The sequence below is a fragment of the Rothia aeria genome (genome assembly GCF_016726365.1).
GTDB classification, from domain to species: Bacteria; Actinomycetota; Actinomycetes; order Actinomycetales; family Micrococcaceae; genus Rothia; species Rothia aeria.
The window spans coordinates 314,548-331,154 of record NZ_CP068102.1; the positions used below are offsets into that span (position 1 = coordinate 314,548).

Below are 16,607 nucleotides of genomic sequence, written 5' to 3' on the forward strand. Positions count from 1 at the left end.
ACATGTTGCCCACCCGGATTCTGCAGACCGGGTGGGCAACATGTTTATGTTCTTCGGGTGTATTGCAGGGGTTCAGCTATTACCGTAACGCCCGGTGTGCCTGGTCGAAGAAGTCACGCTCGTACAGACATGCGCTCATATACGCTCGGGCAGCGGCAACACGCTGGTTTGGGGAAGCCTGCTCGAATGCTTCCTCAACAACCGCCACGCAGCGGCGCACATCCGCAGCGAACTCTTCGCCGCCATACACCGAAATCCAGGCATTATACGGGTGTTCCTCGTGGGTTTTCTCCAAGAGCCGGTAACCGATTTCAAGGTACAGCCAGTAGCATGGAAGCGCCGCAGCTGCGCCCACCACATAATCCTCGCCAGCGGCAGTAGCACGTAAAAAGTTCGTGTACCCCATTGTCACTGCCGAAGGTGCACCGCGCCGAATACCGCCCTGCTCCGCAGGAATAGCGGGGTGCGCCGCTAACCATTCATCGTGCAAAAGCGATTCCTCAACAATCGCCGCCTGAGCGCCCGCAGCCCAGTGTACCTGCCCCTGCGATGAGCTGGCACGTGCCGAAAGAGTAGCTAAGGCGCGAGAATACTGGGCAAGATACTGCGCATCCTGGTCAAGGTAGAAGCCGAACAAATCCTCGTCAAGCGTGCCGTCGCCCAGCCCGTGAATAAACGGCAAATCGAGAATGTCTCGCCAAATATCACCGGTGGCTTCCCACAGGGCGGCGGTCCACGGGCCCGCCGGAGTTACCATCGGCTCTGGGGATTTCTGCTGCGCGGGTTTCACCAAGTTTTTGGGGTTCTCACCTGTAAGCTCTTCAGCAGCATACAAGTGTTCCCACGGTTTCGTATCGGCTGCACGCTCAAAACGGCGAGCGCGTGCCTGATGATCAACCGGCCCGTGGCCCTGCCCGTTGCCCACGTGCAGTGCCTCACCCGCGATAATAGCTTCGTTGAGCCACCGGGTGCTCCATGCCAGCGCATTCGTGAGTACTCGCGCGTTCAGTTCTTTATTGCCGTTCACAAGGGCAAGTCCAAGGCGGGTAGCGAGGCTTGATGAGAGCGAGCACCCGGTGCCGTGGGTGTTCTTCGTCTGAATGCGGGCAACAGCCACATGTGTATGAGTTCCATCAGGGAAAACAGCCGAGTTTCCGGCGTCCTCCCCCGTCAAATGGCCGCCCTTAACAATCACGATCGTGCCAGTGCTCCCGGCAAGCTGGGCCGCCTGGTTGTGAGCCTCCTCCAAAGTCTGGGCAGGGTTGCTCTCACAGAGCACCGCGAGTTCGGCGATATTCGGGGTGATAACATCTGCCTGCGCCACCAATTCACGCAGTGCCTGCTCGGCGTCTTGACTAATCAGGCGGTCACCACTGGAGGCAACCATCACCGGGTCAAGTACCACCACCGGTACAGGGTGCTCTGCAAGCCAGGTCTTGACGGTGGTGATGGTTTCGACATCGCCGAGCATACCGATTTTAACGGCATCCACAGTCACATCGTCGAAAACTGCCGCGAGCTGTTCCTCTAAAAATTTGGTAGGTGGAGCAAAAATGCTGCGAACCCCTCGTGTATTCTGGGCGACAAGCGCGGTTGTGGCGCACATACCGTAACCGCCGCTTGCGGCAATAGATTTGAGGTCAGCCTGGATTCCAGCACCGCCTGTGGGGTCGGTTCCGGCAATGGAAAGCACACGAGGTATCGATGTGTCTAGTAGCGTCATAGCTATAGTCTCCTTGGGGCGGCACGGCATCGCTGCTGGCGCACCACAGTATAAAAGAATGGTTGTTCGGTGTTTGAGAAATAAGATTTAAGGCTGCTCTGCCATGGTTCGATATCCCTTCGCTAGTTCTAACTAGAGCAGGTTCAATGGGTATTTCTCAGCCCGCGCCACGGCATCATATCGTGTATACCGGTGGGTTCGGGGCACCCCATATCGCTTCTTCACTCTAACACACCCACTACTGGGGTGCCGCAGGTGCACCGTAATATATGGGCGCAGGGTATATGTGGGCCTTATTGTTTGGTCGCGCCGCTAGGTCAGCTCAAAAATCTCGGTTGGGGTGCCTTCGGCAGTGCTTTTCCCATCCTCCAGCAGCACAGCACGGTCAGCGAGGGAGGCGATACGCGCATCATGGGAAATAATCAGTACGGCACGGTCAGCTAAGACCGCGCGTAAAGATTCGGTCGCATCTACCAGCTCAAGCTGCGTGGTCGATTCATCAAGGATCACCGCGTGCGGGTTTGCCAGTACGATGCGTGCCAGCGCCAGCTGCTGCACCTGGTCACGGGTCAGCTCAAAATCGCCGCCGCTGATCTGCGTGTTCAACCCCTTAGGGAGGGTGCGCCACCAGCGGGCACCCACCGCATCTAGGGTGTGGCCGATCTGCTGCTCGGTGGCTTCTGGGGCTACGGCGGTGAAATTATCGGCGACCGTACCGAAAAAGATGTGGGCCTCTTGGGTGCATACAAGCAGACGGGGACGGCCATCCACATGCGCATCAGTGGGGAAATCACCGTTCCCTACGGGCTTGCCGAGCACCCTGATGGTGCCCTCTCGTGCGGTGAGCGAGCCGCCGATCAGCCGTGCCAGGGTGGTTTTTCCTGACCCGGAGCGGCCCACCAAGGCCAGGCACTCCCCGCGTGAGATGGTGACGTTAATGTTTTCCAGCACAAGCGCCTGGGAGGAGTACCCGTACGACACCCCACGGCATTCGATGGCGTGTGAGAAGTGTCCGGCGGCTTCGGCTCGTTCGATAAGGTGCGTATCGACGGGCGCCTCATTCGGGTTGGAGCGCAGCTTCTCGCGGGCTGCGTTGCGTTCTGCGGTGCGTTTTTCGCGTTGTGCTTTCGCCAGGTTGACCACGCCGAAGACGCGCCCCATGTTCACCAGCATCAGACGAATATTGTTGGTGTGATGCCCCAGAATATCTGCCATAACGCGCAGGCTAAACACCATAATGGAGGCGGTGGCCACCGCACCCCAACTGGCCCAGCCTTGCATGACGCAGAAGCTGCCCCACAGCAGGCACACAATGGTGGGAAACCAGGCGTTGAGGGCATCAAGTACGTAGAACCTTTGGCGTAGGCGCTGCATTTGGAGGGTCGCCTCGAACCGGTGCCTGTTCCCGTCATCGAAGACTTTCTCACGGCTTGAGTGCACCCCGAGTTCACGGATGGTGGCGGCACCGCGCACGTTTTCGGTGAGCACACTATTGAGTTCACTCGTGTTTTCTTGTACGACCTGGTTTTTCTGCGCCATACGCGGCAGGTAGTGGCGCATGAGCACCGCGAGCCCCACAATCATGGGGAGGAAAATAAGGCTCATGGGTATGCTCAGTGTTGCGAGTGAGGCCATTGAAACAACAAAGTAGAGCACCACGAACAGGATTTCGAGTAGATCGAAGCTGACCGCGTTGGAGGCCGAGGAGAGATCGTCGGTTACACGGGTGAGCAGATCGCCGCTGCCGGATTCTTCGACGGTGCGCGCGTCAAGGTCAAGGGCGGCGTCAATAGTGTCGATGCTGGCTTCTCGGGTGACGAGCGCACCTAGCAGGGATGCACTGTACATGGCGATGCAGATTAGTATTGCCTCCGCAAAGGTTGCCGCGAAAATAATCATTAGCGGCTTCCACGGGTATTCCGTGTATTTCCCAGCGACCACCTCATCGACTACAGCCCCGATCTGCAGGGGCACGACCGCGCCCATCACACTGGCGAATAGGTATATGCAGAAGGTGAAAGCTGCCCTGCCCTTGTGGTGGATAATATATGCGCCCATCATGCGGGCTACTACTTCGGGCGGTTCGGTGGGTAGTTTAGCCACGGTTCACCTCCTGTTTCTTGGGTTTGTCGGTGGTGCTTGAAGGTTTGATGGTGCCATCGTCTTCTACAACCACGTACCCGTCGCGTTCAATACGGCGCACCACTTCGGCGGTGGTTGAGACGATGTATATTTTTGCTATTTTTTCGAGCAGCCCCGGTTGGCCCACGTGCTGCTCTAAATGGTCGTAGATGTAGCGTTGGCTGGGCTCATCAACTGAGTTGAGGGGTTCGGTGAGTACGAGAATCTGGGCGTCTTGGGCGAGAGCGCGGGCTAGTGCTAAACGTTGGCGCTGCCCGCCCGAGAGGTTAGCCCCTTCACTGGTGATGCGGGCAGCATAGTAGTCGTCGGGGTCGAGCCCGCCTAACCGGTGCGCAATTTCCCGGGAATCGGTGATCTTGAGCAAAAATTCGTCTTTTGCACGGGCGGCTTCTGCGGTGTCGGGCGGCACGGTCCCTAGTCGTAGGTGCTCTTGCAGGGTTCCGGCGAAGATCATGGGGTTTGATTCGCTCAGAAGCACACGCTCTTCCGTTTGAGTGTTGTGCGGGGTGGGTGTCTCAACGCTATTGCCGGTTCGTAGTGCTGCGGTAAGCGCCTGCGCATAGTCTTGGGCGGTCATATTGTGCGCACGCGGGTTAATGTAGATGATGTGCTGGTTGGCTGCTTGCGCTGATACTTCTCGCACCCGCACACGGGTGGTGCTTTCGTGGGCGTTGGCCTCTGCCTGTAGTTCCTCCATTTCGGCATCTGTGCGCGGTTTTTTCAGCACACCTTTTCGAACACCCGCATACCCTTCAAGCCGAGCTATTTTTGCCAGACCAATTTTTGCGTACCGCCATTCTGTGATGAAGTTTTGGGAGATCCAGATGGGGCCGCCCATCATGGAGATAATGGAGGCAACAGTCACCAGGGATGCGGCGTGCACGTCGGGTACCCAGCGTCCTTCTTCAACATGGCCGGTAAGCGCGAACCCCACACCAAGCAGGGTGACTATGCCGGTGAGGAGTACACGTACGAAAAACATCCAGCGGCGGATACGTTCATAAGCCATGAGGGAGTCAAACACTGCGTTGGCACCTTCACGGTAGCGTGCCCGCATTTGTTGTTCGGCCCCTAAACCGGTGATAGTGCGTAACCCGGTGGCGATGTCTGAGGCACGGGATGAGTTCTCTCCATCTTTAGTGCGGTATACACCCACCCTGTTCTCCAGGAATTTAGAGTACTGGATGAGCACACCAACCACGATGAAAGTTCCGACGAAGGTAATAATGGCAGTGAGCGGACTAATGAGCCACAGCATTACCGCACCCATTGCGGCAACAATAATAGCGTTGGCGAAGAGCGGCACGGAGAAAAAGAGGTTAGTGACGCGCCGGATGTCTTTCGTCATAACGGTGACCATCTCGCCAGGGTCTGCTTTCGCGAGGGAACGCCCCAGCAGACTATTCACATAGGTGCGCCAGTCCCGGTCGAGTTCCGATCCAAATCTGAGGGAAGCGCCCCACCCGAAGTACTCGTTGGCTGCAATCACCATGATAGATGCTACAACCACCCAGAAAAGCGGCCATGCGACTGCGGTGTTGCCAACGATCTGCTGGTTAATGAAAACGCCCACAATAACGGGTATAAGGATGGCGCCCACACCCGCCGTGGTTTCGCCTACCATGGGAATCACCCAGCGGTGCCAGGGGTAGCGGTACCCTGGCGGGGTTACCCGTAATGACACCCTGTTTTTCAGCTCATCTGCGGCGGGGGCTTTTGCGGGATGCTGGGGTGTGTTTTCTGCGTCTGTGTGGGTGTGTACTGTTTTTTCTGTGGTGTTTCGTTCTGCTGGTTCCGCTGTTTCTGTCATTATCGTATTCGCTATCTGCCGTCCCCTCTGTATACATTCAGTAAATACAGATGGTAACATATTTATTCTATATGTGTTGTATATTACACTACAGTGTACGGGGTTTCTACGCTTTACAGCAGATACTGCACTTACCAGCAGCGTGAAAGGATTAGAACATGCGCAGACTTTTTGTTATCTTCGGCCACCAGGCTATAGACAGTATTTTTCCCAGCCCCATACTAGATTGGCGCTCTTACATCATTGACATGGGAGATTTCCGTTCCCTCTATGGAAGTGTTGGTTTTTCTTTCGAGGGCAGGCTAACCACGCTGACCGATCGTGCCCGCAAACTCGCCATGACGGCTATTTACGGTGCTATTGAATCAAAAATGACGATGGGTGAAACAATTTTTCTGCGCGGAGATTTGACGGGGCTCTCAACTATCGACTCCCCCGATACACTCACCACTAAAGACGTTAAAGGTGTCATCAGACTGGCTAGGGCCTACGATTACACCGTTCATCTAGTAGATGCGCACCATAAAAATTCCCCAAACCCCACGGATACTAATAGTGCCTTTGATGGTGTATGGGAACAAAAACCAGACCGTAAGATTATGCGTGGCTGGGTGAATATGCACGACATTGCTCAGATACTCACCGTAACGCCGCACGACCTTTCAGAGTATGAACGCATTGTCCTTGTAGGCGATATTCAAGGTGCAGGTGATGAGCTTCAAGAGCTTATTGCCAAAGTTCCGGGAGGGTTAGATAGCCCTCACAATTTCTGGATATTTGTGGGTGATCTGTTCGACCGGGGCACCACCCCGGTGACGGTGTATAACACTCTGCTGCCTGAACGCAAGAATGTGGTGATTGTACAGGGTAACCACGAGATCGCGGTGCGGCGTGCCTCATTAGGTACTTTTAATTACGATAAACCAGATGACACGATCGAGACTCTGCGGCAGCTTGAAGAAGCTGGCATTACCAAACGAGCAGTGCGTGAAGAGCTTATTAACCGTTCGGTGCCGTTCTTCGCATTTACCGTGGGCGCCCGGGAGCATTGGGTGAGCCACGGTGGTGTTATTCCCGCTGTGCTGGATGCGGTGACGGCGGCACCTGGCCGGTATGTGACGGGGCTGCTCGCCGACGAGGTGTTGTGCCGTGGTACGAATAATACGGAGCGGGCGCTGTACGGCAAAACGAATTACCGGGTGTTCGCAGACGAACTGGATACGGCCTGCGCTCGCCGCGGTATTGTGCAGTGGTTCGGTCACCGGCATGAGAAACGCATGGAGGGTATGTCACCCCTAGATTTTGAGGCAATCCGTCCCCTGGAGTCCGGTGTGGAGCATCGCGGAGGGTTTCTCACGGCAGTTATGCTAAGCAATAATGGCGCAGTCGAAACACTCATCCGTGTGCCTTCTACTTCTACGGTCAAGCCGTTCCGCTAGCATCTTCTGCCAGGGTCAGTATCCTGCTATGCACCACGGTACAGCGTATCCTCTACTCCCCGGTCAGCGAGTTCTTGCGCTAGCGCCGCAATTTTTTCCGGGGTTACGTCGTGAATATCCGTTGCGGTTTCAAGGAGTATTCCCTGATGCAGGGGTTTGCCTAAGTCGCTGATTAGTTCGCATACCGCTGGTTCACTGAAATAGGTCTTCCACCCTAGAGAGGGTGTGTACGCCTCTCTCTTCGGTACAGCACGTAACCAGGCAGTTGTTGTCCATGTCGCTAAGTGCGGTGACCAGCAACGAATAATTGCTTCAAGCAGCTGGTGACCGGATTCAAGAGTGAGTTCTCCCTGTGAAGATTCTGGTACTTCGGGGTCTCGCCAAAATTTGATCAGGACAAAGTTTTTATAATTCTTATTGTCTGTTTGTATTCCTACGCATCCTTGGACAATTATTGGGAGCGGCCCCAGATATTCCAGGTTAAAGTAGTACCCAAATGAGGCGTCTGCATCTGGAGTTTTCGCGCCCTCTAGCTGGCCCAATAGCAGATCGGTCAGTCCGGGAGTAGAATTTTCAACATTGGCCCCTAACCGCTGAGGAGCTTCACGCATAATACACCAGTGTCCACCCGGGTACAGTCCCTCAAGTGAGGTCATAAAATGGTGAAGTTCTGACACGCAATCATCAAGAGTATTTTCCCTTGCGGTCGCCCAGTATCCTGCTATTTTTGTATCCTTCAGGGATATGTCCATCACTATATTGTGCGCTCCTTGTCGGAAAAGAAAATAACCACACGTCGCTATACGCAAGTCTAACAGTCGGCGGATTTCGGCTAGCGTAGATCGACCATACGCCCAAGTTTTCTGTGGCCTATCTACTTTGTATGCTGCGACAGCCGCCAATATTGTGCGCATCGCTGATTTTGACGGATTCTGCTAATTCTCTGCCCCTAGACTCGGTAAAATTGAAGCACCATGAGCATTCTTGAATACCTTTCCCCCAAACTCGCGGAGAATCCCGGCGGTTACAACCGGCGCGACTACACCGGCAATCCGCTCACCCCGGATGAAATCTATGAGGCGTTCACCGGGTGGATCTCCAGTCGAGGCATGACGCTTTACCCGGCTCAAGATGAAGCTGTCTTGGAAATTGCGGCGGGGCATAATGTGGTGCTGGCTACCCCCACCGGTTCTGGTAAATCTACGGTGGCGGTGGCGGCGCATTTTACCGGTTTGGCAACTGGGCAGCGTTCCTACTACACCGCACCCATTAAAGCGCTTGTTTCCGAGAAGTTCTTTGATCTTATCGAGATTTTTGGTGCCGAAAATGTCGGTATGATTACCGGGGATTCGGCTATTAATGCGGATGCCCCCATTATCTGCTGTACCGCCGAGATCCTGGCGAATATTACTCTGCGCGAGGGTAAGACTGCGGATGTCTGTCAGGTTATTATGGATGAGTTTCATTTCTACTCTGACCCGCAACGCGGCTGGGCGTGGCAGCTGCCGCTTTTGGAGCTTCCGCAGGCGCAATTCTTGCTCATGAGCGCGACCCTGGGCGACACTACACGCTTCCAGGAAGAGATGACGGCACTCACCGGTCGTGAAAGCGTGCTGGTTGCCAGTAGCGAGCGCCCGATTCCGCTTCATTTCTACTACTCGACCGATCCCATTCAGGAGGCGGTTCAGGAGCTTGTGCAGACTAAACAAACCCCCGTCTACATTGTTCATTTCTCGCAGAAGGCCGCCTTGGAGCAGGCAAACGCGCTGTTGCCGGTAGCTATTGCTTCGAAGGAGGAGAAAGAGCGGATCGCGCAGCTTATTGCGAAGTTCAGGTTCGGCCCGGGCTTCGGCAAGGTGCTGAATAAACTGGTGCGGGCTGGTATTGGTATTCACCATGCGGGAATGCTCCCTAAATATCGTCGCCTTGTGGAGCAGCTTGCGCAGGCTGGGTTGTTAAAGGTGATTTGCGGTACCGATACTTTGGGCGTGGGCATTAACGTGCCTATTCGCACTGTACTTATTACGGCCTTGTCGAAGTTTGATGGGTCGAAGAACCGCCGTCTGCGCGCACGTGAGTTTCACCAGATCGCGGGGCGTGCCGGTCGAGCTGGTTTTGATACCGCCGGTACCGTGGTGGTGCAGGCGCCCGAACACGATATAGAAAATGCGCGTCTGTTGGCTAAAGCGCAGGCGAAGTTCGGTGACGATACGAAGAAGATTAATCAGTCACTGTCGTCTAAGCGCAAGAAAGCGCCGGAAGGTTTTGTGGGGTGGTCGGAGAAGACCTTCGATCAGCTGGTCGCAGCAGAGCCTGAGCCGCTGACCTCTTCGTTCGATATCACCCACTCAATGCTTTTGAACCTGATGCAGCGCCCGCAGAATCCGGTGGTTGCAGCCTACCGCATTCTTCAGGAGAATCATGAGCCGCCGCAGCGTCGTCGGGAACTTTTGCGTAAAGCCGTTGGTATTTATAAGGAGCTGCTGACTGGCGGGGTTATTGAGCGTACAGATACCCCGGATGAGCATGGTTCATACCTGCGGCTGACCGAGGATTTGCAGGATAACTTTGCGTTGAATCAGCCGCTTTCGGCATTCGCAGTGGCAGCTATTGAACTTTTGGATCCCGATTCCTCCAGCTATGCTTTGGATGTTCTTTCACTGATTGAGGCAACTTTGGAGCCACCGCACCTGGTGTTATACGCGCAGGAGCGTAAGGCTAAGAACGAGCTTTCAGCGCAGCTGAAGGCAGACGGTGTGGAGTATAACGAGCGTATGTATGAGCTCGATCAGGTAACCTACCCTCAGCCTCTCGCAGAGTTGATCGAGCAGGCGTACAGTACGTATCAGCAGTCGGCCCCCTGGGTGGCGCGCTTTGAACCTCACCCGAAATCTGTGGTGCGTGATATGTACGAGCGCGCTATGGGTTTCAACGACTTTGTACAGTACTATGCGTTAGAACGTGGCGAGGGTGTGTTGCTGCGTTACCTTTCGGATGCATATAAGGCGCTGCGGCAAACGGTACCCGAGTCGGCCGTCAACGATGATCTTGCAGAGATTATTGAGTGGCTGGGTGAACTAGTGCGCCAAACCGACTCATCGCTGGTGGACGAGTGGGAGAAACTTGCCGCTGGCGAAGATGCTGCATCCTTGGCAGCTGATCGTGCCGCCGCCGAGCTTGAGGATGATACTCCCCCAGCCGTCACGAAGAATGTACGCGCGTTCCGGGTGATGGTGCGCAATGCTCTCTTCCGCCGTGTGGAGCTTTTCGCTGATGAGCGAGATCGCATACTTGGGGAGCTAGATGAGGTTTCAGGGTGGGATGCTGACGCATGGGCAGATGCGATGGACGACTATTTTGACGCTTACGACGATATTTATACGGATGCTGAGGCCCGCTCCCCTAAGCTCGTTCAGATTGACGATAATGTGCGGGAGCATCCTGGTATATGGAAAGTACAGCAGACCTTTGCTGATCCTGAGGACAACTTCGACTGGGGTATTCGGGCGGAGGTGGATCTTGCTGCTTCCGATGATGCCGGTTACCCAGTTTTGAAGATTTTAAGCGTGGGTGAATTCTAGATTTAGCAATAATGTATCTAAATAGGCATTTGTTGCATGTCTTACTATAAGTAAATGAAATTTTAAACATGTGATGAAAGGGAAGGATGTATCCGCTCTCGCACCTTCCTGACGTGCTCTTTTTGTGTTTCTCATGACTCATTGGGTGGCGGTTTGGTTCTTATGCTCCCTTTCCCTGTTTTTCCGGTAATGAACCTGGTGCAGGTTGAACTGTAGCCGGAGGATATACTCGGCATATACTTGGGTTTTTGTTGAATAGCCGGGGCTTTCCCAACAGTTTTATGACCGTTGTACAGTCATTCACCACCTCAATTTTAGTGATATGCAACACATAAATAGTGCTATATTCTTCGAGTATTAGACCCTTTTGTGTTATGCAGGTCATATAAATATCTTTATATTTACTCAACAGTTAAACAAAATATGCCTGTTTTTCCAGAAAATCCCATGAATACTTCAAGATAAACATTCATAATTGACAGATCTTTCAGGGGATTTACGAGAGTTGGAAATTATCTTTTTGTGATGCACACTAGGTATCAGCACAAGGAAAGCACGCGAACACCGGATATTTTATCCGAGCTTTCCTGAATGCCACCAACCCCGTCGTCACCCCGCGGCGGGGTTGTTCTTTTAACACCTAAAGCCAACTGTATACCAACAGTTTCCACCCCACCCCTGAGTGAAAGTATATACACTCCCTCAAGATATAGATTCATCTATATCTAGACTACACGTTTAGTAAAACACGACATTCTGAGCACCCCTACCTTTCGCACAGAGTGTTGTATTATTCTATTTACAGAAAATTTATTCACTTACTAGCTGAGACTTCAGCGTGTCGTCATCACACTACTGAATACCGCACAGCGGCTTATATCGAACACATTTGAAGATTATTTAAACCACAGGGAGAAAGAACATTCATGAAAGGAAATATCTCTAGACGAGGACTGGTCAAAGGTACAGCATGGGCTGTACCTGTAGTTCTCGCGAGTACTGCTGTGCCTGCTCTTGCAGCATCGCACTGCCAACCCGGTATCGTTGTCCCTATTCCTACCAATACTTCCACCGACGGCAGCTCACTCACGCACACCTTCACAGCAACCGATAAAACCCAATCGCTAACCTTCACGATTACCGGCGGCGCGGGCGGTTCATACCAAGGGGATTCGTACCAGGGTTTTGGCGGGGCCGGAGCATATATTACGGGAACTATTGACCTCACCGAGGGTGACACCGTCACCTTCATTACTGCTGGCGGTGGCGGCCCCTACTCCGGATCAGCTGAAGCCCCCGGACGCGGCTGGGCTGACGGGGGCTCCCATGAAGCCGCCTACATCGGGACTAACAGCTACACTAATGCATTCCAAGAAGGTCCCGGCCGTGTCACCGAGCTCTATGGTCCCACTGGCGGAGGCGCATCCGCCGTATTGCTTAACGGAACACCTCTCGCCATTGCGGGCGGCGGAGGCGGCGGCGGTGCCCGCCAAATTTCCCGGACCACCTGGAGTAAAATTTACGGCGAACGCCCCAGCGGATTTAAAGGACTGCGCTTTAATCACGGCAATATAGCTAATGGCGGCACCGGAGGACCTTCATACACCGGCGGTGAAGGGTATGACGAAACCTATGAGTATTTCCCCGGCCCCAGCCTGCATATGAACGGTGGTAAAGGCGGGTACAACGGGTGGGCCGGGGCTGGCGGCGAAGCTGGAAACCTCCTCAACCCCACCAGCAACTCCTCGCTTTCCTTCAAGAACAATTCCACGTACTACACATACCGGCAGAGCTTGGCAGGCAATGCAGGTGATAACGGGTATCTGACTACCCCTACAGGAGGTACCGGAGGTAAAGGTGTGGTAGGTATCGGCATGGTGGTAACCATAGGTTCCACACACGCAGACCGCAACCAATGCTCCGTACTGCACGGATCAACCGGAGGCGGAGGGTACGGTGGCGGCGGTTCAGGCTCGGTAACGACCGCTGCTGGCTACGCCACCGACCAGCGGTGGGCTGGGGAATACACGTACGTTAATGGCGAATACCAGGCAGGAGACTACTGGTCCCCCGTGGGCTCAGCTGCGTTCTCTGGGGCCGGTGGTGCGGGAGGGTCGTATCTTGACAACCAGCGGGTGTATAGCGGATATATAGCTACCGGAACCTCACCGGGTGTTGCCGGTAGCCGGGTGAATGGCACATCGTTCGCCACCGTCTGCGAGATACAAGACTAGGCAGCCTATGAGCGCGAGGGATACGCTACCAACATGGGAGGTTAAGGCGTGTTCCTCGCACTTTAGATTGTCCCTATTTTTCACCTGCACTGTACGGTTTTTGGGGATAATGAGAGGTAGACTGAAAGCAGTGTATTCACTACAGAAAGAAGGTTCAACGTTGGCCGTCGCTAAGCTTCCCCAGGTTCAGTACCGTAAGGGCGCAACCACCAAGGTCGATCAGCACGAGATTATTGATCACTGGTTTGAGGTACCGTTAACCCACGGTCTTATTTTTTCTCGTGGCAAAGATGCTGCTCTCTCTTCACGGTTTGCGGATCAGAGCATTAAGATTTTTGCACGTGAGGTTATTAATACCTCAGATACGCTGACTCTTCCCGTTGAGAAACGCCCCTATATTGTGTACCTGCAGGGCGGGCCCGGGTTCGGTTCTCCAAAGACCGGTTCGATCGGCGGTTGGATTGCTGAACTAGCCAAAACGCACCGTGTCATCCTGCTGGATCAGCGCGGTACCGGCATGTCTTCCCCGCTATCTGCCCGTAATATCACCGCCGTTGGTGACGCGCAGCTACAGGCAGAGTATGTGGAGCTGTTCCGTGCGGACTCCATCATTGCAGATGCCGAGGCTGTGCGTGAGGTTCTTCTAGCTGACCGAACCGATAAGCGCTGGTCTACAGTTGGCCAGTCCTTCGGCGGGTTCCTCACTCTTTCCTACCTTTCGTTCGCGCCACAGTCCCTACGTGATTCGCGGATTACCGCAGGCCTGGCCCCGATCCGCACCACTGTCGATAACGTGTATGAGCACACCTTCGACCGCATGGCTGAACGTAATAAGGAATACTACAGCTGGTTCCCGGAAGATGCTGCGCTGGCTACCCGCATCGCCGAGCATTTGCGTACCCATGAGGAGTTCCTGCCCACCGGCGAGCGCCTCACCGATCACCGGTTCCAGATGGCGGGGCATTACCTGGGTGGACGCTGGCGTGAACGCGGACTGCACTATTTCCTGGAAACTGCGTTTGCTGAAGGGGATGACCATCTTTCAGACCAATTCCTATCGAGCATGAGCGGTGAGGTGTCGTTCTTGGCGAACCCGCTGTACGCTCTTATGCACGAAACGATTTACGCGGATGGTCCGGCTGACGGTAATCTGCCGGGTATACCTGGTTTCACTGTTTCACCTTCTCCGGCGCCTACGAACTGGGCGGCGGCACGTGTTGCAGCTAAGCGCCCCGAATTTGCCCCTGATGCTGAGACGCTTTTCTTCACGGGCGAGCATATTTTCCCCTGGTACTACGAGGAGGATCCGGCACTACGGCCGCTTGCTGAAGTGGCGCAGCTGCTCGCGGAGAAGAAAGATTGGGGTCGTCTCTACGATCATGAGCAGCTTCACCGGAATGAGGTTCCTGTGGTCGCGGCGGCTTATACTCCGGATATTTATGTGGATTATGAGAATTCCATGGAGACCGCCCGGTGGGTGGGTAACACCCATGTGTGGACGTCGAAGACTCATCACCATGATGGTTTTGGCTCTGACCCGCTGACTATTCTGGGACATTTGAAGAATATGTTAGCTGAGGTTCACAACCAGTAAGAACCATATTGGGCGCAGAAAACCCCTCGTTACCCTCCGGGTGGTAACGAGGGGTTTTCTGCGTGGCGGCGTGAGTACCTCGACAGGTTCGCCGCTTCTTCATTTGCTCCTTGGTATAGGTTTACCGGCTGATTTGCTCCTAGTTGGCGACGGTAAAACGGCGTCCAATGTGCTTGGGGGTTTCAGCTTCGTCAACGAGGGCCACCGCAAAGTCTTCTGCGCTGATCGCTTCGCCTGCGGGGTTGTCAAGCGCGGTATTGTATGCGCCGGTGCGCTTGCCAGGGGCAATATTGAATGCGGGTGAGAGCATGGTCCACGTTAGTCCTGCAGATGCACGGTATTCGTCAAGGATTTGGCAGAAGGCCAGTGCCTCGGCCTTATACTCTTCGGGGAATCCGGCGCTATTGACAAACCGCTGTCCCTTGGCATCTTCGAGAGAACCCGCACCACCTACAATAAGCAAACGGCCGGAGGGTTTTGCTGCAATAAGTGCCTTGTGTGCTTGGATGACCGGCTCGGCTGATACGCCGCGCCCTGCCGAGACAGCAATAATGGTTACATCATGGCTATTGATGATAGTAACGAGTTCTCCAGTATTGCTCAGATCTACAGCCGTCCCTTCTGCTCCCGCAACGGCCTGACCAGAACGGCTGTAGCCCTCCACCTGGTGGCCCCGTGCGGTGGCTTCGGTTACGGTACGTTCACCAACCATCCCAGTTGCACCAATGACTGCAATATTCATTCATATGTCCTTTCGTGTTCCCCGGAATACCTATAGGTTCGAGGGTGTTCTTTCTGTGGGCGGTTCATGTGTTGCGCCAACACAATATATAGTATTCTTTAGATACTAAGTACCTCAAGGTAACTATTGGGAAGTTTTTAAAGTGTCTTCCGCAGCCTACCGCGGGCAAAACTTCACCCTCTACACATAAGGAGAGCATAGAACGATGAGCACCAACACAGAGACGCCTCACACTGACTCCCCCGCTAATATCCTCGCCAGCGCATGCCCCTCACGAACCGTGATGCGGCATCTCACCGACCGCTGGACCCCAATGATTGTTGCGGCCCTTTCAGAAGAACCCACCGCGCGGTTTAGTGAGCTTAAAGACCGTATTCAAGGTGTCTCCCCCAAGGTGCTCACCCAGACCTTGCGCTCTATGGAGCGGGATGGTCTGGTGACGCGAAAAGTAACGGCCGCTATGCCGCCACGTGTTGATTACGCACTCACACCCCTGGGCACCACCCTTACCGCACCCATGAATGCGCTACGCCGCTGGGCCCAAGACCATATGGTTGAAGTACTCGCCGCCCGAGAAAAATACGACCAGAAAAACGCCCTCTAACGAGCTGACCCAGCACCTGGTGCAGGTTATCCAGAAAACTCGAAATAAGGTGAGGTGATGCCGATGCCGCGAGCAGCAACCTTCTCTCGCCGGTTTCCCTCTGCTGCAACCGTTATCGTAATCTCCAGATGGTACAGCCCCTCCCGTGCAGTGAAGTTCACCCCGCGGGCCGCAACCTCGGTATTAAACGGCACGGACGTTGTTTTATTAGTATTCTGACCTGATTTTGTTGTGTACGAGTGGCCGGTATTGCGCACCAAAACCCCGCTGGGGTTACGCAGCTGAATGTCCAGCTTCACGTCCCCTTTACGGCCACCGTGGTTCGTATCTGAGGCTACTACAAAGTACCTAAAAGTGTATTTACACCCCGGTTTCAGCTCCCCTTCACCATCATCACTGGCAAGGTAGCTTGTCGTGAGGGTAATGACCGCTTTCTCATCGCCCAAAGCCGTTGTCTGTGATATCCAGTATTCTTTACCGTTAATGACTGCTGGCCCATTAGATGCAGGTGATGCCAAAGCCCCCGTTGCGGGGTTAGCGATAGCCCATCGACTGGATCGGGCGAACCCGTGCCCTTCAGCTGTTTGACACCGAGACGCCGCGAAAGCAGGTACGGCGGCAGATGCTAGCACCGCCGGTACCGCCCACGCTACGCCTTTCGTGAGGGTGCGGCGGTTTATTCTCGAATGCTTCTGTATGCTCAACGGGGTTCTGTCTGCTCACTAGTTACGTATGTTT

The 16,607-nt window shown here is 54.4% G+C and carries 11 protein-coding genes and 1 riboswitch; of the genes, 5 read left to right on the forward strand and 6 right to left on the reverse strand.

Translation table 11 applies throughout. The features are described 5' to 3' along the window. Positions 1-79: 79 nt before the first annotated feature. From I6I94_RS01280 to I6I94_RS01290, 3 genes are all read right to left on the reverse strand, one after another. Positions 80-1,723, reverse strand: a complete 1,644-nt coding sequence (locus tag I6I94_RS01280) for a bifunctional hydroxymethylpyrimidine kinase/phosphomethylpyrimidine kinase (RefSeq protein WP_128087732.1) — start codon at positions 1,721-1,723, stop codon at positions 80-82. 97 nt (positions 1,724-1,820) lie between these two features. Then, a riboswitch (TPP riboswitch) is annotated at positions 1,821-1,944 on the reverse strand. Between the two features lie 91 nt (positions 1,945-2,035). Further along, the gene (locus I6I94_RS01285; RefSeq protein ID WP_172425666.1) at positions 2,036-3,826 is read right to left on the reverse strand and encodes an ABC transporter ATP-binding protein; all 1,791 of its coding nucleotides are present in this window, start codon (positions 3,824-3,826) and stop codon (positions 2,036-2,038) included. Next, on the reverse strand, positions 3,819-5,675 hold the full coding sequence (locus tag I6I94_RS01290; protein ID WP_128087731.1) for an ABC transporter ATP-binding protein: 1,857 nt from the start codon (positions 5,673-5,675) through the stop codon (positions 3,819-3,821). The genes I6I94_RS01285 and I6I94_RS01290 overlap by 8 nt, the downstream gene beginning before the upstream one ends. Positions 5,676-5,833: 158 nt before the next feature. Here I6I94_RS01290 and I6I94_RS01295 point away from each other — a divergent pair, with 158 nt between their 5' ends. Continuing rightward, positions 5,834-7,114 carry a metallophosphoesterase gene (locus tag I6I94_RS01295; RefSeq protein ID WP_037234307.1) on the forward strand — a complete coding sequence of 427 codons (1,281 nt, stop codon included), beginning with the start codon at positions 5,834-5,836 and terminating at the stop codon, positions 7,112-7,114. A gap of 26 nt (positions 7,115-7,140) precedes the next feature. On the opposite strand, the gene I6I94_RS01300 is transcribed toward I6I94_RS01295, so the two are convergent. Continuing rightward, entirely contained in the window at positions 7,141-7,866 is a 726-nt protein-coding gene (locus I6I94_RS01300) for a hypothetical protein (protein WP_128088199.1), read from the reverse strand. Positions 7,867-8,088: 222 nt separating this feature from the next. Here I6I94_RS01300 and I6I94_RS01305 point away from each other — a divergent pair, with 222 nt between their 5' ends. The 3 genes from I6I94_RS01305 (at position 8,089) to I6I94_RS01315 (ending at position 14,523) form a co-directional block, all read left to right on the forward strand. Further along, on the forward strand, positions 8,089-10,695 hold the full coding sequence (locus I6I94_RS01305) for a DEAD/DEAH box helicase (RefSeq protein ID WP_201620789.1): 2,607 nt from the start codon (positions 8,089-8,091) through the stop codon (positions 10,693-10,695). Between the two features lie 926 nt (positions 10,696-11,621). Beyond that, positions 11,622-12,929: a hypothetical protein gene (locus I6I94_RS01310; RefSeq protein WP_201620790.1), complete on the forward strand. Its 1,308-nt coding sequence runs from the start codon at positions 11,622-11,624 to the stop codon at positions 12,927-12,929. A gap of 160 nt (positions 12,930-13,089) precedes the next feature. Then, complete coding sequence (locus tag I6I94_RS01315; protein WP_238693465.1) at positions 13,090-14,523, forward strand: alpha/beta fold hydrolase; 1,434 nt, start codon at positions 13,090-13,092, stop codon at positions 14,521-14,523. Between the two features lie 139 nt (positions 14,524-14,662). Here the strand turns inward: I6I94_RS01315 and I6I94_RS01320 are convergent, their stop codons facing one another. Further along, on the reverse strand, positions 14,663-15,265 hold the full coding sequence (locus I6I94_RS01320) for an NAD(P)-dependent oxidoreductase (RefSeq protein WP_037234293.1): 603 nt from the start codon (positions 15,263-15,265) through the stop codon (positions 14,663-14,665). 205 nt (positions 15,266-15,470) lie between these two features. On the opposite strand from I6I94_RS01320, the gene I6I94_RS01325 reads away from it, so the two are divergent. Continuing rightward, complete coding sequence (locus tag I6I94_RS01325; protein WP_037234289.1) at positions 15,471-15,869, forward strand: winged helix-turn-helix transcriptional regulator; 399 nt, start codon at positions 15,471-15,473, stop codon at positions 15,867-15,869. Positions 15,870-15,895: 26 nt separating this feature from the next. Here I6I94_RS01325 and I6I94_RS01330 read toward each other — a convergent pair whose 3' ends face one another. Further along, positions 15,896-16,573, reverse strand: a complete 678-nt coding sequence (locus I6I94_RS01330) for a hypothetical protein (protein ID WP_037287612.1) — start codon at positions 16,571-16,573, stop codon at positions 15,896-15,898. Positions 16,574-16,607: the final 34 nt, after the last annotated feature.

Excerpts from the sequence above, each read along its gene's own strand:
- I6I94_RS01325 (WP_037234289.1), top strand. The coding sequence starts at position 15,471 with ATGAGCACCAACACAGAGACGCCTCACACTGACTCCCCCGCTAATATC.
- I6I94_RS01320 (WP_037234293.1), bottom strand. The coding sequence starts at position 15,265 with ATGAATATTGCAGTCATTGGTGCAACTGGGATGGTTGGTGAACGTACC.
- I6I94_RS01295 (WP_037234307.1), top strand. The coding sequence starts at position 5,834 with ATGCGCAGACTTTTTGTTATCTTCGGCCACCAGGCTATAGACAGTATT.
- I6I94_RS01305 (WP_201620789.1), top strand. The coding sequence starts at position 8,089 with ATGAGCATTCTTGAATACCTTTCCCCCAAACTCGCGGAGAATCCCGGC.
- I6I94_RS01300 (WP_128088199.1), bottom strand. The coding sequence starts at position 7,866 with ATGGACATATCCCTGAAGGATACAAAAATAGCAGGATACTGGGCGACC.
- I6I94_RS01280 (WP_128087732.1), bottom strand. The coding sequence starts at position 1,723 with ATGACGCTACTAGACACATCGATACCTCGTGTGCTTTCCATTGCCGGA.
- I6I94_RS01310 (WP_201620790.1), top strand. The coding sequence starts at position 11,622 with ATGAAAGGAAATATCTCTAGACGAGGACTGGTCAAAGGTACAGCATGG.
- I6I94_RS01290 (WP_128087731.1), bottom strand. The coding sequence starts at position 5,675 with ATGACAGAAACAGCGGAACCAGCAGAACGAAACACCACAGAAAAAACA.